Genomic DNA, 20195 nt, shown 5'->3' with positions numbered 1-20195 from the left:
TTAACGATTATTGCGAAAGAGAGTCAAATAAATAACCCGAGTATCAACAGCAGGAGGCATCCTATCGATAGCCAAAGCCCGGAAACTGGGTACACCGTTACTCGGGTATAGGTGCGTTCCGGATAAGCTCCAAAACCTTTAGCTTCCATCGCTCCCGCTGTCTGCTGAACCCGCCTAATGCTGTTGCTCAATATAGAAATTATATATTTTTGAAACCATCTCACTTTGCTCCGTAAGCCCTTTTGCGGCTTCATTCCTCTCACCTTATGGGCTTGGGCAATCAACCGGCCTTCCTCCTCAAGTAAGGGTAGGAATGTAAGTGCAATGGATACCCCAAAAGCAAATCGGTAAGGCACCTTTAGCCGCATAGTAAGGGACTGTACAAAATCTCTTGGGTCAGTTGTAGCAATGAACAATAGAGAACTGATAAACAAGTTAAACATTCGTATTGTAAGCGCCCCTGCTAGCATGGTTCCTTGGCTCGAGATCGAAATAGGGCCGAACCTTGCCCATAGGGTATCTCCTTCTGAGAGCGGAATTGCCAAGGAAGTAAGCACAAAATACGGCAATCCAAAGCTTAGAACGAACATAACTGCCTTTCTAAGTCTTGTCCAAGAAATATTTGCTCCCCACCTACACAGCAGGAGAAGCCCTACAAAAAGCCCTGCCTGAGGTACAAGCTGTTCCGTATGAAGAATATAGACGGTAACACATGCAAGCATAAAAAGCTTGCTAAGCGGACTCGTTCGGTGGAATAGCGAACGCCCTCTCTCAAAAGCAATAAGCATGCCTCACATTCCGTCCCTTCTAGTTTATTTGCGCGGATACTTCCATTCCTCAAACAAAAGGGAGTGCATCTGCATATCCTTATAACCTGTAGATGTATATTGCAACTGCCTAAGGATCCCTTCACAAGTAAAAGACAAGGACGCAAGTAGCTGTGCGGAAGCAGAATTACGCGGATCTACTAAAGCTTCAATACGGTTCAGTTCCATCACCGTAAACCCGTAATCCAGCATCGCATTTACAGCTTCTGTCATGAGCCCTTTCCGCCAGTGGGATGAAGCCAGTTCATAACCAATCTCACCACGATATGCACCTTCGAGTTGCCAATGATTAAATCCACAGCTTCCAATTACATTGCCGCTGCTTTTTTCGATAATTGCCCAGCGAAAACCTTCTTCCGTAAGGGAACATTTATGAAGAAGTTCAATCATCTCCCTCGCATCCTCTTCGCTGTGCATGGATTCGATGTTCATAAATTTAGTAACCAATGGGTCGGACCAAATCTTAAAAATTTGCTGACTATCCTGATCCCTCAGCTTTCTCAGCCATAAACGTTCTGTATGTAATTCAGGGAGGTGCCCTCCGCATTTGTACATGAAAGTTGCCTCCTATCCTTTTTTGTTGCAAAGCCAACCGCAGCTTCACTAGTCATCTAATCACAGGATGAAAAGGAAGACAAGTGGTTAATCATAGGTAACGGGATATGAATGAATATTAGAGGAATACTACTACGGTCTGTGCCCATGGAAGGAGGAATGACCTGCTATGTATCAATTTGCTTTTGTTTTTTTACTTTCTTTTTTTCTTCTGATGGAAGGACTCATCACCTTTGCTTTCCGACAAATGATACGAATGAAGGTCCGCAGTGAAGACTATTTATTCACCATGCTTGAAAAGGCAGGTGTGTATCATCGTTCAGCCTATTATGAACTTTCTAAAGAGGCTGTATGGATACGAAGTCAGGATGGTTTGAAACTTCATGGTGTTACGATCGAACCACACCCTTCCTCACATCGCTGGGTTATTATAGTGCACGGTTATACAGCTTCTCACTCCATCTCGACTCAATACATTCAAATGTTCTCTGAACTAGGATTTAATTTGCTACTCATCGATCAGCGTCGGCATGGGAAAAGCGAGGGTAATTATACAACTTTTGGTTTCAAAGAGAAGTATGATGTTGAGGCATGGATTGAGTTTATTAACAAGCGTGCAGGTCAGGATTGTATCATCGGTCTCCATGGGCAATCTTTAGGCGGCGGCACCGTTCTTGAATATCTCTCCATTGCTAAGCCGTGTGTAAAATTTGTGATTGCTGATTGCCCCTACTCTGATTTGACGGAGCTCATGAAATATCAAATTAGAAGAGTAAAATTACAAGCGATATCTTGGTTTTACCCTCTTGTTAAGCGTCGTGTACTAAAAAGAGCAGGTTTTCGAATTGAGCAAGTTTCCCCCCTTCGCGCAGTCGAAGAAAGTGAACTGCCTGTTATGTTTATTCATGGAACGGAAGATCGTTTTGTACCGACCCATATGAGTGAAGATTTATTTTCTCGTAAGATAGGATTCAAACGCTTACTACTCGTGGAAGGTGCCGTTCATGCTAACGCCTATATGGCAAATCCGACTTTATACCGTACCGAAGTCATACAGTTTGTCGAGGAGATTATGCATTTGGAAGAAGAGAACGCTCATGCTCTTGATCAAACGGATCAACAACTTACGCCTGAGCACCCGAATCCCTTTCCAGCACATCCTACCGAAACGATGAATTCATTGAACATTCTTCAGGCATAAGCCTATTCATTTCGCAAAAAAATAAGCACATAAAAAGCACGCAAACCTTTTAAAAACATAAAGGTCCACGTGCTTCTTCTTTTACATATAAATAAATTAATTACACTGCCTCAGTCTCTACGACCTCAGCTGTCATGGAACCTAGCACAGTCTGAACTTCTTTAAATTCAGCAATACCCGCACCCGTAATACTGAACTTATCGTCATGAGAAGTCAGAAAATTTTCCTGCGTAAGTCTCTCCAGCTCTTGTTTAACTTCGCGCTCTCCTACTCGGTACCCTTGAGTTTCTAGTGCGGTAAGAACGCCTGTAACCGTCAAATCTTCACTTTGAGCCATATGAAGCATGTGAATTCGGATAAATAAATTTTGTGTGTCTGCGAGCATATGATAATTCCTCCTTATGATTAGAATAGACAAGCAAAATACGAAGGTATCTTGTGCTTACATCACATTCCAGTGTTTACTTCATCATTACCCTTGCCTATGATAGATCAATCACTTACAATTAACTGAATATAACGACAATTCCATGCTTCACGCATGAATCAACATATTCTAACGACTTCTGGGAAGGTGATTACACATGTCATTTCAAACGGCTGCGTACGAAGGTACACGTCAAGAGCAATACAAAGCTGTCCTCGATCAGTTGAAAGGCCTTATTTATGAAGAAGACAATGCGGTAGCGAACATGGCGAATGCATCTGCTTTGCTAAATTTGTTTTTGAAGGATATCAATTGGGTCGGGTTTTATATTTATGATGGCAAAGAGCTCGTCCTTGGACCATTCCAAGGGCTCCCTGCTTGCATCCGCATTGCACTCGGAAGAGGCGTATGCGGCACTTCTGCACAGGAACGTCGTACGTTACTGATTGAGAATGTTCACGAGTTCCCTGGTCATATTGCTTGTGACGCTGCAACCAATAGCGAAATTGTTGTACCTATTGTGAAGGATGGAGCATTGTTCGGTGTGCTGGATATCGACAGTCCGTCATTATCTCGTTTTGATCAAGAAGATCAGAAGTTTCTAGAACAGTTTGTAGCGATCTTGTCTGAGCAGCTATAAAAATAACTCCATCTCAAAAAAACAGGCACCCCAAAATGTTTCTCAGGGTGTCTGTTTTTTTTCATTCCATTTTATTTCACTAACGTAATCATTAAGCTCCTTAACTATTCAAGTTCATCCTCAGCTAATACAAACATACTGTCACGCAAGTACTCCGCCATTCCAGGATGATAACGATTATATATTTCTCTATATCCTGCCTGTTCTACATAAAGTTCTGCCAGACCTTTATATATCGCTGCTGTCGGTGTATAAAACTGCCTCACCCAATCCAAATGCATCCGTACTATTTTTTGTACTTCCTCAGTCGCCGGTGCCAGCCCTCTTTCCATCGCATGTTGTAGCTGTTCATTAATCGTGTCCAGTGTCTTCTGAGAAGCTAGATAATCTTCCTTCATCTTCATTGGAGGGGGCTCATTTCCCCCTTCATTTTTCGAGAAATAGGAAGGGTCTGAGGAGAATTGTTCATGCTGCTTCCTTTGACTGAACCCCTCGAACAATCGGCTTGGTTCGATCTCTTTATTCAGTTCAAGAGACTCTATGGTTTGATCAACGGATTGAATTAAGGTATGAATTCGGTGAGACTCTCTTAATAAATATAATCGATGATCATGCAGTCTTCCGAGCAGTGCTTTCGGTTCAGATTTCAAATGTTCCTTGATCTCATACACAGGTATCGATTGTTCCCGGTACAGCATAATTTGTTGCAATGCAAGTAAACTATCATACCCGTACTGTGGAGTTAGGTCTGCATCCGCAGGCGATTCAAGCAAACCTTCTTCATGATAAGAATACAACGTTTCCTGATCTACCCCTGTAATAAAGGATAGGTCATCAAGTGTGTACGGCAACTTCACCACCCCCTCATTTTCTTTTTAGTACCTTCTATGACTCAGCTTCGAATTTTTCTACATCTTGTTAGTTACCCGTTCTATCCGACATGAACCTTATTATACAAAAAAAACAATTAATGGGATTCATCATTTATAGGGTTGATTACTTTTCATTCTCCGTAGATTACTACTGCTCGTTTCTATTGATAACGACAAGTTTGAGTTCTGTCATTTCTTCTATAGCATACTTTATACCTTCTCTACCGTGTCCGCTTTGCTTAACACCACCATAAGGCATATGATCTACCCGGAACGTTGGTGTATCGTTAATCATGACTCCCCCCACTTCAAGAGCCTCCGCCGCTTCTAGTGCATGATGTATATTTTTCGTGAAAATACCTGCTTGGAGACCGAACATCGAATCATTCACCTGCTCTATCGCATCTTTTATCGAATTTACCCTGTGAAGTACCATAACAGGCCCAAATACCTCATGACTCGATACTTTAGCAGAGCGAGGAACGCCCGTCAGGATCGCTGGCTTGAGCACACGGCCTTCCACTTCTCCACCAACAACCACTTTTCCACCCTCTGACTCGGCTTCCCTGATCCATTCCTGTACTCGCTGTGTATCCTCCTCTGTAATCAGTGCAGATACATCTGTATTCGGATCGAGTGGATCCCCTATACGTAAATTAGACACCTTCTCAGCTAAGAGCTGGGTAAATGTATCCGCAATACGTTCATGGACATACACCCGCTGAACCGATATACAAACCTGTCCTTGAAAAGAGTACGCCCCTGTTACAACTCGGCCGGCAATTGACTCTAAGTTATCCACCTCTTCATCAACAATAACAGCTGAGTTCGAGCCGAGTTCCAGTGTCACCCCTTTTAAGCCTGCTTTTTCACGAATCCCAACACCTACTTTTGGACTGCCCGTAAAAGTAATATGCTTCACACGAGGATCAGTAACAAGCTTATCTCCGATCGTTTTTCCGCTCCCACTGATCACCTGAAGAGCACCTTTGGGTAGACCTGCTTTTTCAAACAGTTCAACAATGAAGTATGCAGACAACGGGGTTTGTCCTGCTGGCTTCAGCACCACGGTATTCCCTGCCGCAATGGCCGGTCCCAGCTTATGTGCAACGAGATTCATTGGAAAGTTAAAAGGAGTTATCGCTCCTACAACGCCTACAGGTTCTTTAACTGTGTAAGCAATTCTCCCCTCTCCGCCTGGAGCTGCATCCATCGGCAACGTCTCGCCCTGAATCCGCTTTGCTTCTTCTGCTGCAAAACGATAAGTCTCAATCGTTCTGTCAACCTCACCTCTTGCCGTCTTAATTGGTTTGGCTGCTTCCTTAGCAATCAGTTCCGCTGCCTCTTCTTTCCGTTCTTTTAGCAGTTCAACTACTTTTCCCAGTACAGCAGACCGTTCATGCGCTGCCATCTTTCGAGTGACTTTAAAAGCTTCCACCGCACCATCAATGGCATCTTCCACATCTTGTTCTGACGCAATAGCAACTTGGGCAATGGTTTCGCCGCTATAAGGAGAAAGCAATGTTTGATATGTTTTCCCCTCTCTCCATTGTCCGTTAATAAATAAATGTTGTAGCAACATAATAAAACCCTCCATTTAGTGTAAAAGTACGATTCATCTATGAAAGATAGTTCCATATGAATAAATGCTTATATAATGTAATATCCTTCTGGCTGTAATTAAAACAGTAACAGCTTATTTTTCTACCTGAACCTGTGCACATGGATGAACATAGAACCAAGCTTTCCAAACATAGGATAAAAAGAAAATTCAGGTCCTACAGGAAGGAGGAACGAGATGATGAAATACCGTGTTGTCGGTCAATATTTTTCAGCAAGTTCCTCTCCTCGTCCCCCGAAATATTCAGTTATCATCGTCAGTAGCTCTGATATTATGTACTTCCTTTTTACAGAAATGATTTTCAGCACATCGTTATACGCTGCACTCCATGTCATCCATGCTCCTTATCCAATAATCACGAGCATATTAGGTACATCTGCATTTAAACGATGGGTCCTCCTACCTCCAGCTAAGCGACAAGTTGCCTTAGCAAGCCACCGTCGTAAAACACTCAAGCTTCATAAACTGAAGTCCAGTCTGGAAGAGGAATCTACAGAGCTCAATAAATAGTGTGGAGTCTCCATAAAAAAAGTCTACACCTTTTCAATAAGGTGTAGACTTTTAAAAGATTATACTGTTTCTGAATGAGCTGTTGTTGCAGTAGGCTCTTTATATTTTAATATACGCATGGAGTTCAATACAGCAAGAACCGTGACGCCTACGTCTGAGAAGACAGCCTCCCACATCGTTGCTATACCGAATGCGCCAAGGAGAAGAAATACACCCTTAACACCAAGCGCGAAAATAATATTTTGCCACACAATGGCTCGTGTCCGTTTAGCAATTCGAATGGCAGTTGCAATCTTGGAAGGCTCATCGGTCATAATAACGATGTCGGCAGCTTCAATGGCAGCATCGGATCCTAGGCCACCCATCGCAACGCCTACATCGGCCTGGGCAAGAACCGGAGTATCATTAATCCCATCGCCGACAAACATCACTTTATCCTTCGAGCCTTTCGATGCTGTAATACGCTCCATTTGCTCTACTTTGTGCTGCGGAAGCAATTCTGCATGGACTTCATCCACTCCAAGTTCTCCGGCAACCGATTCAGCTACGGAACGAACATCGCCCGTGAGCATCACCGTCTTCCGAATGGAGAGTGACCGAAGTTCACGGATTGCGTGTGCAGCATCTGCCTTGATTCGGTCAGAAATGACGATATGCCCAGCGTAAGAACCATCAATGGCTAAATGAATCACGGTACCGTACTGTACCACTTCTTCATACGTGACGCCCTGCTGATCCATTAATTTAGTGTTCCCTGCAAGAACTACATGATTATCTACCACAGCTCGTATCCCGTGACCAGATAATTCCTCATAATCTGTAACCCGCTCTTCCCGAAGCGTGTCTTGATAAGCTTTCCGAATGGATTCTGCAATCGGATGGTGTGAATGAAGTTCCGCATAAGCTGTATATTCTAGCACTCTTTGTTTTGCTGCTTCCTCCGTAACATCAGCTGTAGAAGCAAAGCGAGCTGGATAAATACCCGTAACTTCAAAAACACCTTCCGTTAGGGTACCCGTTTTATCAAAGACAACGGTTCTAACATCGCTTAGGGCCTCCAAATAATTTCCGCCTTTAACGAGTACCCCAGCTTTGGACGCGGCTCCAATCCCTCCGAAGAATCCCAGTGGAATCGAAACAACCAGAGCACAAGGACACGAAATAACAAGAAAAATAAGAGCACGATAAAGCCAATCAGAAAATTCTGCTCCACTTAGGACAAGCGGTGGAACAACCGCCAGAAGGACGGCTACAATGACTACGATCGGTGTATAAACTCTTGCAAATTTATTGATAAATGTTTCTGTTGGTGCTTTTTTATTCGAAGCATTTTGAACAAGATCTAGGATTTTTGATACCGTTGATTCTCCATAAGATTTAGTAACCTCGATTTTCAGGACACCATTCAAATTAACAAAACCACTAAGCATATCACTACCTGGGGCTGCCTCTCTCGGAAGAGATTCTCCTGTAAGTGCAGAGGTATCCAGCATGGAAGTCCCTGTCACAACAACGCCGTCCAGCGGCACGCGCTCTCCAGGCTTCACAATAATGAAGTTTCCAACCTCTACTTCTTCAGGTGATACCTTTCGAGTACCTTGTTCTGTCTCCAAGTTAGCGTAATCCGGCCGAATGTTCATTAGCGACTGTATGGACTTACGCGAACGATTAACGGCCAGACTTTGAAACATCTCGCCAATTTGGTAAAACAACATTACAGCGACGGCTTCCGGAAATTCTTGAATAGCAAAAGCACCAATGGTAGCAATCGACATCAAGAAAAACTCATCAAAAACCTGGCCCCTTGATATATTTCGCACTGCCTGCCATAGCACATCTCCACCAATGAGTAGATATGCAAGCAAAAACAGTGTAATCTCAGCCCAGCCGCTTACGGGTAATAATACCGCCATGACAGCAAGAAGTGTTCCTGCTCCTAATCTGACCAAAGTTCCACGCAGCTTGCCTGAACTATGATCATGAGTATGTCCTTCATGGCCATGTTCATCGGAGTCGCTGTGCTCGTGTCCATGATCGTGTCCATGTTCATGATGATGGTGCCCGCCCTTTATCTTGTTCTGAGCTGGAGGAGATCCATGATTCAGTTGGTCTGCGCTAATCCCATGACCACTCTTCTCACCTACCACAGAGACTTTAATATGTGAATCCAACTGTTTAATTTTACGTTTTGCTTCAACAATCACGTCGTTTTCCATGTCTTCTTGTGCAGTTAGGATCATTTTGCAAGTCGCAAAATTAACAGATGCAGACGTAACTCCCTGTACTTTTTTGACCCCATCTTCAATCTTCATTGCACAATTTGCACAGTCAAGACCTTCCAAAAGCAGTTCCCGTTTCACTTGTTTCGCTTCAGTACTCACACTCACTCATCCCCTCTTACTTCCTTTAGGAAAACGATATAAAACAATATATGAGCAACCATTCATATGTTATACGATTATTATATTCACCTGTCGCCGATGAAGTCAATGATCCTTGTGGAAAAAATTTATTTTTATGCACTCCCCCTCATTTTGGCTATAATAAAGCTATATAAGAGGCGGTGATACACATGGAAGAACAAAAAATAATACCTATAGAAGATTGCGATGCTACGTGCTCCGGTTCAGATACTCCACTGGACAAGGTGCAGATTTCATTATTAGACAAAACAACGTCGGTGCAAATGGCTGACTGGTTCAAAGCATTCAGCGACCCAACCCGCCTTCGTATTATTGATGCTTTATTACAGAGAGAATTATGCGTTCACGATCTCACAGTGCTTTTGGATATGGGACAATCCGCAATTTCCCATCAGCTTCGTTCCTTACGCAACATGCGTATCGTGAAGCGGCGTAAAGAGGGCAAAACCGTATACTATTCGCTCGACGATGGACATATTGAACAGATCTTTATTCAGACTCTCCAGCATATTAAACACGAGTAAGTTCGGTTTACCTTTTACCACAACAAAAAAAAGAAGCCACCTGCAAATACGAAGATTTGTAGGTGGCTTCTTTTTGTATTTTATTTTACTTCATTTTCGTATAGTCCCGAACTGTCTTTGAACCAGAGGAACAAATGAGTGCACAATACTTTTAATACCGCATAACCTGGTACGGCCAGTAAGATACCAACCACCCCGAACAGATTACCTGCTGTCAGAATGACAAAAATAATAGTGATGGGGTGCACTTTTAGTGATTTGCCCATAATCTGAGGAGATATAAATTTACCCTCCACGAGTTGAACAATGGTCCACACAGCAATCATTTTCAGCAACATAATTGGCGATGTAAAGGCTGCTACGATAAGCGCAGGCGTAATAGCTATCGCTGGTCCGAGATAAGGAACAATACTTGTAAAAGACGCAATTGTCGCAAGAATCAATGCATAGTCAAGGCCAATAATTACATAACCAATGTACAGCAAGACACCGATACAGAAACTTACGATAATTTGCCCGCGAATATAAGAGCTAATTTGATGGTTGGATTCGGAAAGGATCCGAGTCGTCCCTGGTCGCATATTCGTTGGCAAGAAGGATAGCAGGTATTTCGGTAATTTTTTACCGTCTTTCAGAAGATAGAAAAGAATAAATGGTACGGTCACAATCGTGAGCACGGTCTCTGTAAGAATTCCTAAGAATCCGCCAATCCCCGAAAAAGTTGTATCCAGAATGCTGCTTGCCTGTTTGGATAGATCCTTAATCATGTCATCAAAATTCACATTAATGGCAGCCTGGATCTGTGTCAAATATTCACTTCCGATAAGCTGTTCAAACTGTAACACAACATTTGCGTAATACGTTGGGAAATTGTGGATCAGATCATTAACCTGTTGACGCACAACCGGAATAACAGCCAGAACTACAATCGTAATAATCGCAGCGATAAGAAGATATAAGACCAGAATCGAATACACTCTTTTCAAGCCACGTCGTTCTAGCAAATCAACTAGCGGATTCAGCAAATAATACACAACACCCGTTAGCACAATCGGCAGTACAATGGTTCTGAGCAGGACCTCTAGAGGCCGGAAAACAAATGAGACCTTGTTAAGGATCATAATATTGAGACCGATCAACAAGACAATCAACAAAAAAAGAACAAATTTATTATTGAGAAAAAATCGTTTAAATCTGTCTGGCCAAACTCTCTCTTGTTCCATGAATGCATCCCTTTCTTACTGTATACAAACTTATCTTTGTTCATATATATACTATACTAATGAAAATAGCCTAATTTTCATACGTTTTTCTGTGATATCCGTTTCAAAAACAAAAATCGAATGCACACCCCCGATCCATGTCAGCTATTCTATCAACAAAAAAATCAATATTTCCACTCTATATCTCTCCCTTTCCCGTCTTTCGGTCACTCCCTTTAGATTATATTCACACTGATTAATGCATATCAGATCTTATATGTGTATAAAAGTGCAAACAAATGTACAATTATTATGTAAATTTAGGAAAAATAAAAAGTTCTTATGTTAGCTATATTGACAACAACTGGTTTTACCCCTAAAATACGGTCAGAGCCTTTAAACAGGAACCTTAACCTTTCTGAGGATTATGCGGATTCAGCAAACCTTTTTTTCAGATGGCAGATCAACATCTTACGATTTGAATTCATTCAATGAAGATGATTGTGATTTGCAACAGTTAAGGTAAGAGTAACGGATATGAAAAAGTCAGCAGGATCATGCAAGGCATTTTATACACATGAGGAGTGGTTCAGATGGAAGTCATCGGAATAAACAGTATTTGGGTAATGCTGGGGGCCATTTTGGTATTGTTCATGCAAGGCGGATTTATTTTGCTTGAAGCAGGATCGACCCGAATGAAGAATGCCGGACACGTAGCAGGTAAGACGATTTTCACCGTTGGGATTGTATCCATCGTATTCTGGGCAGTCGGTTATGCACTTATCTTTGGTGGTCAAGGCAATGCAGTTATTGGTTGGGGCGATTACTTCGCATTTAATGTAACAGGTTCTTCAGCAGATGATACGATAGCGCCAAGCGTCATGTTTATCTTTCAACTGGCTTTTGCTGCGGTATCTATGTCCATCGCGTGGGGCGGTTTTGCTGAAAGAGCGAAACTTTCCGCGTATCTGATCTTCGCTGTACTCTTCTCAGTCCTCGTATATCCGGTCATTGCACATTGGATCTGGGGCGGAGGTTGGCTCGCTGAACATGGTGACCAAGACTTTGCAGGATCTACCGTAGTTCACTTAACAGGGGCTTGTGCAGCTTTGGCTGCTACTATTTTGTTGAAACCTCGTATCGGTAAATATAATAAAGAAGGTAAACCTAACAATATGCCAGGTCATAACCAAGTCTTTACGACCCTCGGTGTAATGATCTTGTGGGTAGGCTGGTTCGGATTTAACGCTGGTAGTACACTGACCGTAGAAGATGGAAGTTTCTTCGGATTTGTTGCCATCAATACACAGCTTGGTGCAGCTGCAGGCGCAGTTGCTGCTCTCCTTGTTGCTTGGGCAGTTATGGGTAAAGCTGATGTGGGCATGATGTTGAATGGTGCGCTTGCCGGTCTCGTTGCGATTACAGCATCTTGTGCTTATGTAGATTCCTGGGCAGCGATCGTCATCGGTCTTATTGCAGGTATCCTCGTATTCTTCAGTATCCGTTTCTTCGAGAAGTTGAGAATCGACGATCCCATTGCAGCTCTATCCGCTCACGGTACCGCAGGAATCTGGGGAACACTCTCCACTGGTTTCTTCGCTACACCTGAACTGGTAGAAAAACTTGGGGTGGGTAACCCGGGGCTATTCTATGGCGGCGGCTTCGGTCAGCTGGGTGTTCAGGCATTGGGTGTCGTTGCTTGTGCACTCTACGCTTTCGCTGTATCGTTCGCTATTCTGTGGGTCATGAAGAAAACGATCGGTATTCGTGTATCAGAAGAGGAAGAATTGGTTGGTCTTGATATGAGTGAGCACGGAACTTATGGATATCCAGAACAACTCTCTGCGGAGAACAATAAATCCAACGCTACTATGTAGTTCATATAGTTATTCAAAAGAACCTGATGACGGTCGCTATACCGTTCGTTAGGTTCTTTTTTTGTGCCGTCACTTCTCCTGAAAATAGGCTAAATTCAACATATGTTATAATAAAGGTACACTCGCCGCAAATACTCATTACGTTTTTTTATTTCAGGGTCTTTTAGGAAAGGGAGTCTTATCAATGTTTCAGGTAGGCGATTATATTTTCTATCCAATGTATGGTGCGGGTTATATTGAAGCTATGGAAGAGAAGGAATTTCTCGGGGAGAAAAAGTGGTACTACCAGGTAACCATCAAACATCCAGTAATGGAGGTTTCATTCCCTATTCATAATGCCGAAGTTCTCGGAATCAGAAATATTGCTGATGAAGAAATGCTGGAAAGCGCACGCTCCGTTTTTCGTGAACAATGCGTAGATCTACCCTCCAATCCAACCGCAAGGCAGCAAGGTCTGCTGCAAAAGCTAAAAACAGGCGAGCTCTGTATGGAAATACAGGTCATTCGGGACCTAACCCATCTGAATACAAGAAAATCTCTTGGATGGACTGACAAAAACATGCTGAATAATGCACGCAAACTCGTTATTAGCGAGCTTATTACAGCAAGAAATATCTCCCCAGAAGAAGCTTCCCTTCTGCTCGACAACAACATTAATGCAGTGAGCTGATTTCATTTATGAAAAAAGCATACAAATAACCCGGCCGCCTCGAATCTAGCGTACCGGGTATCTTTTTGTCTACTATACCAATACTTTACCGATCGGCCGGATAAACGAGCCCAATCTGTCTACGAACCGTATCCATAATGGCCATGGTCACACTGGAATGATGATGAGAATTCACAGGTGATTCTAGTTCCCCGTTTTGCACAAGACGGATAAATTCCGCTGCCTCGTACTGCATGGTAGGACCATCAAACGCTTCGGAGATTGTCTCTGTTTCACCTTGACGATAATGAATCTGCACTTTTCCAGGCACATTAATATGATCAATAACCATACTTCCTGCTTCACCTTGGATTTCAGATGGCAAATAGGAGTTCGTAATTTTGGAGTATGTAATAACTCCTTCCATCTCTTTATACTGGAGGACAATACTTCCTTCTCCATCCACACCCGAATCCAGCATCACGCTTGTGGCCTTAATGTTCTCCGGTTGACCAAATAGAACAACCATCGGATAAATGCAGTAGATTCCAATATCCATGAGAGACCCATTGGAGAATTCAGGTTTAAATGCGTTCTGTACATTGCCTTCTTTATAAGCATCATAACGTGATGAGTACTGGCAGTAGTTCACCATAAATTTACGAACTGTACCCAGCTTAGGCAGTTGATCCTGAATAGCAGCAAAACCGGGGAGAAGCGTAGATTTCATTGCTTCCATAAGCACGACTTTATTCGCAGCAGCTGCATCAAGCATGTGCTGAAGTTGCTTACTGTTCGAAGCAATCGGCTTCTCACAAAGTACATGTTTGCCATGATTCATCATCAGCACTGCTTGTTCGCTGTGTAACGAATTTGGACTTGCAATGTATACCGCGTCGATCTCTTCACTTGCAGCCATTAGCTCAAGATTCGTATAAATATGTTCAGCGCCGTGTTTTGCGGCAAACTCTTTAGCTCGATTCTCTGTCCGGGAATAAACTGCAGTCAACTTGAAATCAGCTAGCGTACCCGCTGCTTCCAGAAACTGCTCTGTAATTTTATTGGTTCCGATAATACCGAAGCGTACCAAATCGAATCACTCCTCATGCTCATGCTCTTTTTATCTTTTTTGTCATTGTATCATAAATGAATAGGAGGGGTTTTTAGCGTGGGTTACATATCTCTATATCTAAAAATCTAGATGATTATGATGAAAAAAAGCCTCCTTTCTCTATAGATTTTTTTTGAGGTCATCACAAAATTGCTGAATCACATCTTCGTTCCGTCTGTAATATGTCCACTGACCAACACGTTCCGACGAGAGTAGACCGGCCTTTTGCATCGTTAGCAAATAATTTGAAATAACGGATTGTGCAAGCCCTGCCTTTGCCTGAATATCACCCACACATACCCCTTTAGCCCGATTGCCGTTTGGGGGCGTATGATATAGGTCTCCGAAATGTTCTTCCGGATTTTTGAGCCATTCAAGAATATCCCGCCTTGTCTCATTAGACAACACTTTATGAATTGTAATAGGTTCCATACGCTTAATTATATATGCTCCTTTCTATTTGTAAATAAAAGAATCCCCTTCATATCGCTAATCGGCAGTGAATGAAATGTTGTATAAAAATAAAAAACACCACCTTCATCAACATTGATAAAGGCGGTATCCTATTACAGCGAGTTCTTATCCATCAACGCTTATTGCACGCTTAACATAAGAGCTCCATATGCCGTGATCACAAAAACAAATCCAATAAGCAGCGTCATTCCAGGTCTACTTCTCCTATTAACAAAAGAGTAAACCATTCCCGCAAGCACAATCAATGCAAGTACAGTAAGGGCAGCTGCCGGGAACGAAAATTGCCACTGCAACGGAACACTAGCTTCGGGATGAAGCGCCATGAAAACCGCCGAAGGGTCATTATATTGAAGTGTTTCAGCTACAGCATGAGGTGGTGCTTCCTGAGACATCAAGGCCGTGAACAGAAACACAAACAGAATGAGGATAGTTTCTGCTTTAAGCCAAGGAATTACAGCAAAGCCTTGTTTCAGCTCCATTTTACTCCGAATCAAAAACCCATTGCAAAAACCAAAGATAATAATCGGAACAAACAACAAATGCTTCATTAATAACGCCTGCCCATACGGCAATATCCAAGAGTTAATATATTCAGGTACCGTATAAGTCATCGTGAGGAGTCCTGATACCAGAATCAGTACGACACATGCGATCGATACAGGCGTAAACCATTTCAAGAAACGCTCCCAGTGGCGAGCTTCCGCCGTAAACCATGCGACTGAAAAAAGAATTCCGGTCCATACTGCCATAGCTAACATATGGGTGAATTGAATTACAGCTCCCCCGATTCCTCCGATCGCACCTACATGACTTACATATCCGAAGGTTCCTATAATACAAAGGACAATCAGTAAAGACGGATACAATATCTTCTTATCCTGCAGTGCATTTTTAACGAGCAAAAATGTCAGCAGCAACAATAAGCAAAGTCCGAATACAAGCAGGTACGCTTTTCCTTCTTTAAAAGAGAAGAGTACTGTAGATATGGCCTTTCCGTACCCTATTCCTGGACCAAAACGCATAATGATTTGCAGCAAGGGCGCAAATGCCAGCAACATTGTGCCTACAATACTCCATAGGACAGCCTGACGAGGGATACGAAGGTTCGGCTTGGCAGTAGCAGGAACAAGCTGCACAATCAATGTTCCCATTAGGAAAGCGTAACAGATATAGAGCAGGCCTTCGCTAAGAAAACCCATTTTTATTTCTTCCCTTTACGGCGTACTACCACATAAGCTCCCGCAACAATCACGACAACAACAAGAGCAATCCAAATCCCCGTGTTTCCTGTATTGTTCGCTTCTTGTACAGGTGTAACATCATCTTTAGGAGCAGCTGTATTATCGTTGTTTGCTTGTCCTGTCGTATCTTCATTCGTTACAGGAGTATCGCCATCTGTGCTTCCTTCTTCTGTTGCTGTATCATTCGGCTGTTCCGTCTCAGCAGGAGCTTCCGGCACATTCACAGTAAAAGCATATTTATTACTAATCGTATGCCCGTCTTCTCCAACGATTGTCCAGTTCACTGTATATTTACCATTCGGAAGCGGTTCGTTCAGTTTTCCTGTAAGCGTATCTTTATTGATCTCTATATCGGCAAGTTCAACTTCATTACCTTGCTCATTCACAACTTTAACTTCGCTAAGCGGTTCAATCGCTGTTTCAAATTGAAGCACCAGTTCGTTTACAGCCGTAGTAACCGTCTCACCGTCTCCAGGGGTAGCGTTCTCAAGTCCGGTATGTGCAAAAGCGGCGCCTGGCATCAGCATTAGAAACAGAACCAGGGTAAGAATTCCTTTTTTCATCATTTTTATTATCGATCCTTTCTCTCTCTTCTAGATTATTGGTATCAACTTACGACTCAGCATAACGCATACTCGTAGAACAGGAGAATAGCCCAGTCGGGTCATACGTTCCATTAAAAACATCATATAAAGGATAAATTTTGAACAAAAAACAAACTTCACTTCAAATATCTCAATATATAATGACCCATGTCATTGACCCATTCTATATTCTATACCTTTTAACCACGTGTCTGTCGAACCTATATTTATTTTACATAGTATAAATATTTCCCATTCCAATCCTCAGATAACCTAAAAAAGAAGAGAGGATCTAAATCCTCTCTTCTTCCCATTCCATACGAAGATCATCATCAAGACGATTTTCGTGAGCGCAAACCGATCATCAGAACATAGACGACAATAGCAAGCACATCGGCAGCTGCAATAACGATTCCCATCGGAACAGCGGTATCTTCGCCTCCGAGTCCGACGAGCGGGGCTACCAGTCCCCCGAATAGGAAGGTAAGAACGCCAAGTAATGCTGACGCACTACCCGCAGAATTTTTCTGATTTTGCATAGCAAGTCCAAAAGAGGCGGTGTTTACAATCCCGACACAGGATACAACCAGAAAGAGCGGAATCAAAATACCAACCAGCGGCGCGTCTGCTAATATGGCTAGCAGCAGGCTGACCCCGCCTACACCAGCAATGGATAGCCCCGTAATTAACAGTCTCGATTCTCCAATTCTTCCAGCGAGTCTTCCAGCAAATTGACTAGCTATAATAATGCCTGCTCCATTCATGGCAAAAATCAAACTATAGGTTTGAGGAGTAACTTCATAGATCTTTTGAAGTACAAAAGGCGATCCTGCAATATAAGCAAACATCGCTGCTCCTACAAAACCTTGGGCTAGCGCATAGCCCATAAACACCCGATCTCTCATAATCGCACTAAAGGCTTTAAATGTCTGGCGCAGCCCTCCTTCTGTGCGTCGATCTTTCGATAGTGACTCAGGAAGGCCAAGCACTACACCAATGAGGGATAACACCCCAATAGCTGTGAGAACGACGAATACACCTCGCCAAGAAGTAACCGTGAGCAGCTGACCGCCGGCAATAGGTGCAATGATCGGAGCCGCTCCGTTAATGAGCATGAGCAAAGAAAAGAATTTGGTAAGCTCTGTGCCCGAATACAAGTCGCGAACGACCGCTCTTGAGATTACAATTCCGGCTGCGCCTGCCGCCCCTTGAATAAATCGCATGACTACAAACATTTCAATAGAAGGAGCTATGAAACATAGCACCGAAGATACAGAAAATAATCCGAGTCCGACCAGCAGCGGTCCACGTCTTCCTCTTGCATCACTAATGGGACCTGCTACGAGCTGACCGATCGCAAGTCCTAGCATACACGCCGTAAGACTGAGCTGAGCATACGACGCAGTTGTGTTTAAATCTTCTGCCAGTATGGTGAGTGCAGGCAGGTACATATCTAGTGAGAATGGGCCGAAGGCCGACAGTGTTCCGAGTATAAATGCCAGCCAGAGCCGCTTCGCACGATCCGGTGTTTCCTGGATCGCCTGAGCTTGTTTCATTGGTGTTCTCTCCTTTATATAGATATAAATAATAGAGCTTACAACGTAAAGTACAGCTATTTATGTAATGATTTTCATAAATCCCTTGGTTCATTTTACATGAATTCTGACAGTTTACAACCATTTGGAATTCGAATAGAAAGAGCAGATATAGATAAAAAACCTTAACCGGATGAAACATTCTACCGATTAAGGTTTTATTCATTTAACTACTTATATATAAGTTCATTTCATCATATTAACTACTAACCTCATGAGATAACATAGTCAGAATAATGTAAATTAAAAGGATGCAATCGCTCCATCGGTCCGATAGTCAGTACCCCCTACGAGCACACCATTATCCTTGTCCCGGATAATAATCTGTCCACGTCCAAAACCGCCTGTACTATTCGCCCGCTGGATGTTATGTCCTTTTCTCGCAAGACTCTGTGCAATGTGGTCCGAGAAATTCGGTTCCACCTCAATCGTCTTACCTGAAGTCCACTGCCACCTTGGCGCATCCAATGCGGACTGTGGATTCAGATCAAAATCAACCATATTCATGACAACTTGCATGTGCCCTTGCGGCTGCATAAATCCACCCATCACTCCAAACGGACCTATCGCCTCATTATCTTTTGTCATGAATCCAGGGATAATCGTATGGTAGGTTTTTTTGCCACCTACAAGTCTATTATCATGTGATTCATCCAGCGAGAAGGAATGCCCGCGATTCTGTAGTCCGATTCCCGTTCCCGGAATGACAACACCAGAGCCAAACCCCATATAGTTACTCTGGATAAAGGAAACCATGTTTCCTTCTCCATCCGCCGTCGCCAGATACACCGTTCCGCTGCGTGCAGGATTTCCAGGTTCAGGCTCCAGCGCTTCTTCACCAATGAGTGCTCTACGTTCTTTGGCATATTCATCAGATAGCAATTGTTCTACATTCACAGTCATGTGGCCTGACTGGGTAATATATTTCAGTCCGTCTGTAAAAGCAAGCTTCATTGCTTCCATCTGCACATGATGTGTATGTACCGTATCCCGTGCTTTGAAGTTATCTTCCTTGAGCATATTCAGTGCGAGTAAGGCAATCAACCCTTGACCATTCGGCGGGATTTCCCACACATCATATCCTTTGTAATGGACAGAAATCGGATCGACCCATTCCGGTTGATACGCAGCGAGATCTTCTTTACGCAGAAATCCACCTTGCTCACGGGAAGCTGCATCTATAGCATCCGCAAGCTCGCCGCGGTAAAAGGACTCCACTCCTGACTCTGCAATACTGCGGAGCGTCTTGGCATGTCCCGGGGACTTCCAGATCTCTCCGATTTTCGGCGCTCTGCCTTCTGGAGCAAAGGTATCGAACCATGCCTCAAATTCAGGTCCCGATAACTGTTCCTTAAACTTCTTATAGGCTACATTCCAGTAGTATCCTAGTGTCGGTGAGACCGGATAACCTTGTTCTGCATAATCAATGGCTGGCTGAAGCACTTCGGTAAGAGGCAATTTGCCAAAACGGTCAGACAGCGCCTTCCAGGCAGAAGGAGCACCAGGTACAGTGACGGGAATCCAACCATAGGTCGGGATCTTGTCATGTCCTTTTTCTCGAACGCCTTCAATCGAAATCCCCTGTGGAGACGGACCACTAGCATTCAAACCATGCAGCTCTCCTTTAGTCCATACGAGGGCAAAAGCATCTCCGCCAATACCGTTGGATGTAGGTTCTACCACAGTAAGACAAGCAGCAGTAGCAATAGCCGCATCAATGGCGTTTCCCCCACGTTTTAAAATATCAAGCCCCGCTTGTGCTGCAAGCGGCTGTGAAGTAGCCACCATTCCGTTCTTTGCATAAACTGCATTCCGCTGAGATGTATAAGGATAGGATAAAGGGTCGAACATCTTCATGGTGA

The 20195-nt window shown here is 43.3% G+C and carries 19 protein-coding genes; 6 read left to right on the top strand and 13 right to left on the bottom strand.

Annotation, left to right across the window (positions count from 1 at the left end; all coding sequences use genetic code 11):
* Window positions 1-23 precede the first annotated feature (23 nt).
* Both KFT32_RS16660 and KFT32_RS16655 read right to left on the bottom strand, forming a co-directional pair.
* Window positions 24-788, bottom strand: coding sequence for an energy-coupling factor transporter transmembrane component T family protein (locus KFT32_RS16660; RefSeq protein ID WP_211748363.1), 765 nt, complete (start codon window positions 786-788; stop codon window positions 24-26).
* A 24-nt stretch (window positions 789-812) separates the two neighbouring features.
* A complete protein-coding gene (locus KFT32_RS16655) occupies window positions 813-1382 on the bottom strand; it encodes a GNAT family N-acetyltransferase (RefSeq protein WP_211748362.1) in 570 nt (189 codons plus the stop codon).
* A gap of 169 nt (window positions 1383-1551) precedes the next feature.
* On the opposite strand from KFT32_RS16655, the gene KFT32_RS16650 reads away from it, so the two are divergent.
* A complete protein-coding gene (locus KFT32_RS16650) occupies window positions 1552-2583 on the top strand; it encodes an alpha/beta hydrolase (RefSeq protein ID WP_211748361.1) in 1032 nt (343 codons plus the stop codon).
* A 100-nt stretch (window positions 2584-2683) separates the two neighbouring features.
* On the opposite strand, the gene KFT32_RS16645 is transcribed toward KFT32_RS16650, so the two are convergent.
* Window positions 2684-2968: a hypothetical protein gene (locus KFT32_RS16645; RefSeq protein ID WP_211748360.1), complete on the bottom strand. Its 285-nt coding sequence runs from the start codon at window positions 2966-2968 to the stop codon at window positions 2684-2686.
* A 199-nt stretch (window positions 2969-3167) separates the two neighbouring features.
* On the opposite strand from KFT32_RS16645, the gene KFT32_RS16640 reads away from it, so the two are divergent.
* Window positions 3168-3650, top strand: a complete 483-nt coding sequence (locus KFT32_RS16640) for a GAF domain-containing protein (RefSeq protein ID WP_211748359.1) — start codon at window positions 3168-3170, stop codon at window positions 3648-3650.
* Window positions 3651-3754: 104 nt separating this feature from the next.
* Here KFT32_RS16640 and KFT32_RS16635 read toward each other — a convergent pair whose 3' ends face one another.
* Window positions 3755-4501, bottom strand: a complete 747-nt coding sequence (locus KFT32_RS16635) for a MerR family transcriptional regulator (protein WP_211748358.1) — start codon at window positions 4499-4501, stop codon at window positions 3755-3757.
* Between the two features lie 169 nt (window positions 4502-4670).
* A complete protein-coding gene (locus KFT32_RS16630) occupies window positions 4671-6104 on the bottom strand; it encodes an aldehyde dehydrogenase family protein (RefSeq protein WP_481856346.1) in 1434 nt (477 codons plus the stop codon).
* Between the two features lie 216 nt (window positions 6105-6320).
* Here KFT32_RS16630 and KFT32_RS16625 point away from each other — a divergent pair, with 216 nt between their 5' ends.
* Complete coding sequence (locus KFT32_RS16625; RefSeq protein WP_211748356.1) at window positions 6321-6653, top strand: hypothetical protein; 333 nt, start codon at window positions 6321-6323, stop codon at window positions 6651-6653.
* Window positions 6654-6712: 59 nt separating this feature from the next.
* Here the strand turns inward: KFT32_RS16625 and KFT32_RS16620 are convergent, their stop codons facing one another.
* The gene (locus KFT32_RS16620) at window positions 6713-9034 is read right to left on the bottom strand and encodes a heavy metal translocating P-type ATPase (protein WP_211748413.1); all 2322 of its coding nucleotides are present in this window, start codon (window positions 9032-9034) and stop codon (window positions 6713-6715) included.
* A 191-nt stretch (window positions 9035-9225) separates the two neighbouring features.
* Here KFT32_RS16620 and KFT32_RS16615 point away from each other — a divergent pair, with 191 nt between their 5' ends.
* Window positions 9226-9600 carry an ArsR/SmtB family transcription factor gene (locus KFT32_RS16615; RefSeq protein ID WP_211748412.1) on the top strand — a complete coding sequence of 125 codons (375 nt, stop codon included), beginning with the start codon at window positions 9226-9228 and terminating at the stop codon, window positions 9598-9600.
* A gap of 80 nt (window positions 9601-9680) precedes the next feature.
* Here KFT32_RS16615 and KFT32_RS16610 read toward each other — a convergent pair whose 3' ends face one another.
* Window positions 9681-10823, bottom strand: a complete 1143-nt coding sequence (locus tag KFT32_RS16610; protein WP_211748355.1) for an AI-2E family transporter — start codon at window positions 10821-10823, stop codon at window positions 9681-9683.
* Window positions 10824-11395: 572 nt separating this feature from the next.
* On the opposite strand from KFT32_RS16610, the gene KFT32_RS16605 reads away from it, so the two are divergent.
* Both KFT32_RS16605 and KFT32_RS16600 read left to right on the top strand, forming a co-directional pair.
* Window positions 11396-12679, top strand: coding sequence for an ammonium transporter (locus KFT32_RS16605; RefSeq protein ID WP_211748354.1), 1284 nt, complete (start codon window positions 11396-11398; stop codon window positions 12677-12679).
* A 184-nt stretch (window positions 12680-12863) separates the two neighbouring features.
* Window positions 12864-13349 (top strand): CarD family transcriptional regulator, encoded by a 486-nt coding sequence (locus KFT32_RS16600; RefSeq protein ID WP_211748353.1) that lies wholly within the window; start codon window positions 12864-12866, stop codon window positions 13347-13349.
* An 85-nt stretch (window positions 13350-13434) separates the two neighbouring features.
* Here the strand turns inward: KFT32_RS16600 and KFT32_RS16595 are convergent, their stop codons facing one another.
* From KFT32_RS16595 to KFT32_RS16570, 6 genes are all read right to left on the bottom strand, one after another.
* Window positions 13435-14418, bottom strand: coding sequence for a Gfo/Idh/MocA family protein (locus tag KFT32_RS16595; RefSeq protein WP_211748352.1), 984 nt, complete (start codon window positions 14416-14418; stop codon window positions 13435-13437).
* A 141-nt stretch (window positions 14419-14559) separates the two neighbouring features.
* Complete coding sequence (locus KFT32_RS16590; protein WP_211748351.1) at window positions 14560-14871, bottom strand: ArsR/SmtB family transcription factor; 312 nt, start codon at window positions 14869-14871, stop codon at window positions 14560-14562.
* A 161-nt stretch (window positions 14872-15032) separates the two neighbouring features.
* Window positions 15033-16112 carry a copper resistance D family protein gene (locus KFT32_RS16585; RefSeq protein WP_211748350.1) on the bottom strand — a complete coding sequence of 360 codons (1080 nt, stop codon included), beginning with the start codon at window positions 16110-16112 and terminating at the stop codon, window positions 15033-15035.
* 2 nt (window positions 16113-16114) lie between these two features.
* Window positions 16115-16720, bottom strand: coding sequence for a copper resistance CopC family protein (locus KFT32_RS16580; protein WP_211748349.1), 606 nt, complete (start codon window positions 16718-16720; stop codon window positions 16115-16117).
* Between the two features lie 350 nt (window positions 16721-17070).
* Window positions 17071-18294: a multidrug effflux MFS transporter gene (locus tag KFT32_RS16575; protein WP_211748348.1), complete on the bottom strand. Its 1224-nt coding sequence runs from the start codon at window positions 18292-18294 to the stop codon at window positions 17071-17073.
* A gap of 282 nt (window positions 18295-18576) precedes the next feature.
* Complete coding sequence (locus KFT32_RS16570) at window positions 18577-20190, bottom strand: gamma-glutamyltransferase family protein (RefSeq protein ID WP_211748347.1); 1614 nt, start codon at window positions 20188-20190, stop codon at window positions 18577-18579.
* Window positions 20191-20195: the final 5 nt, after the last annotated feature.

It is taken from the genome of Paenibacillus sp. Marseille-Q4541, assembly GCF_018310695.1.
Taxonomy (GTDB): Bacteria; Bacillota; Bacilli; order Paenibacillales; family Paenibacillaceae; genus Paenibacillus.
The sequence above is the reverse complement of the archived record's forward strand: the minus strand, read 5'-3'. Positions and strand labels throughout refer to the sequence as shown.

What these genes read in the sequence shown, in the direction of transcription:
- KFT32_RS16655 (WP_211748362.1), bottom strand. Translation starts at nt 1,382, where the DNA reads ATGTACAAATGCGGAGGGCACCTCCCTGAATTACATACAGAACGTTTA.
- KFT32_RS16605 (WP_211748354.1), top strand. Translation starts at nt 11,396, where the DNA reads ATGGAAGTCATCGGAATAAACAGTATTTGGGTAATGCTGGGGGCCATT.
- KFT32_RS16615 (WP_211748412.1), top strand. Translation starts at nt 9,226, where the DNA reads ATGGAAGAACAAAAAATAATACCTATAGAAGATTGCGATGCTACGTGC.
- KFT32_RS16650 (WP_211748361.1), top strand. Translation starts at nt 1,552, where the DNA reads ATGTATCAATTTGCTTTTGTTTTTTTACTTTCTTTTTTTCTTCTGATG.
- KFT32_RS16590 (WP_211748351.1), bottom strand. Translation starts at nt 14,871, where the DNA reads ATGGAACCTATTACAATTCATAAAGTGTTGTCTAATGAGACAAGGCGG.
- KFT32_RS16625 (WP_211748356.1), top strand. Translation starts at nt 6,321, where the DNA reads ATGATGAAATACCGTGTTGTCGGTCAATATTTTTCAGCAAGTTCCTCT.
- KFT32_RS16570 (WP_211748347.1), bottom strand. Translation starts at nt 20,190, where the DNA reads ATGAAGATGTTCGACCCTTTATCCTATCCTTATACATCTCAGCGGAAT.
- KFT32_RS16610 (WP_211748355.1), bottom strand. Translation starts at nt 10,823, where the DNA reads ATGGAACAAGAGAGAGTTTGGCCAGACAGATTTAAACGATTTTTTCTC.
- KFT32_RS16585 (WP_211748350.1), bottom strand. Translation starts at nt 16,112, where the DNA reads ATGGGTTTTCTTAGCGAAGGCCTGCTCTATATCTGTTACGCTTTCCTA.
- KFT32_RS16660 (WP_211748363.1), bottom strand. Translation starts at nt 788, where the DNA reads ATGCTTATTGCTTTTGAGAGAGGGCGTTCGCTATTCCACCGAACGAGT.
- KFT32_RS16580 (WP_211748349.1), bottom strand. Translation starts at nt 16,720, where the DNA reads ATGATGAAAAAAGGAATTCTTACCCTGGTTCTGTTTCTAATGCTGATG.
- KFT32_RS16645 (WP_211748360.1), bottom strand. Translation starts at nt 2,968, where the DNA reads ATGCTCGCAGACACACAAAATTTATTTATCCGAATTCACATGCTTCAT.
- KFT32_RS16640 (WP_211748359.1), top strand. Translation starts at nt 3,168, where the DNA reads ATGTCATTTCAAACGGCTGCGTACGAAGGTACACGTCAAGAGCAATAC.
- KFT32_RS16600 (WP_211748353.1), top strand. Translation starts at nt 12,864, where the DNA reads ATGTTTCAGGTAGGCGATTATATTTTCTATCCAATGTATGGTGCGGGT.
- KFT32_RS16575 (WP_211748348.1), bottom strand. Translation starts at nt 18,294, where the DNA reads ATGAAACAAGCTCAGGCGATCCAGGAAACACCGGATCGTGCGAAGCGG.
- KFT32_RS16630 (WP_481856346.1), bottom strand. Translation starts at nt 6,104, where the DNA reads ATGTTGCTACAACATTTATTTATTAACGGACAATGGAGAGAGGGGAAA.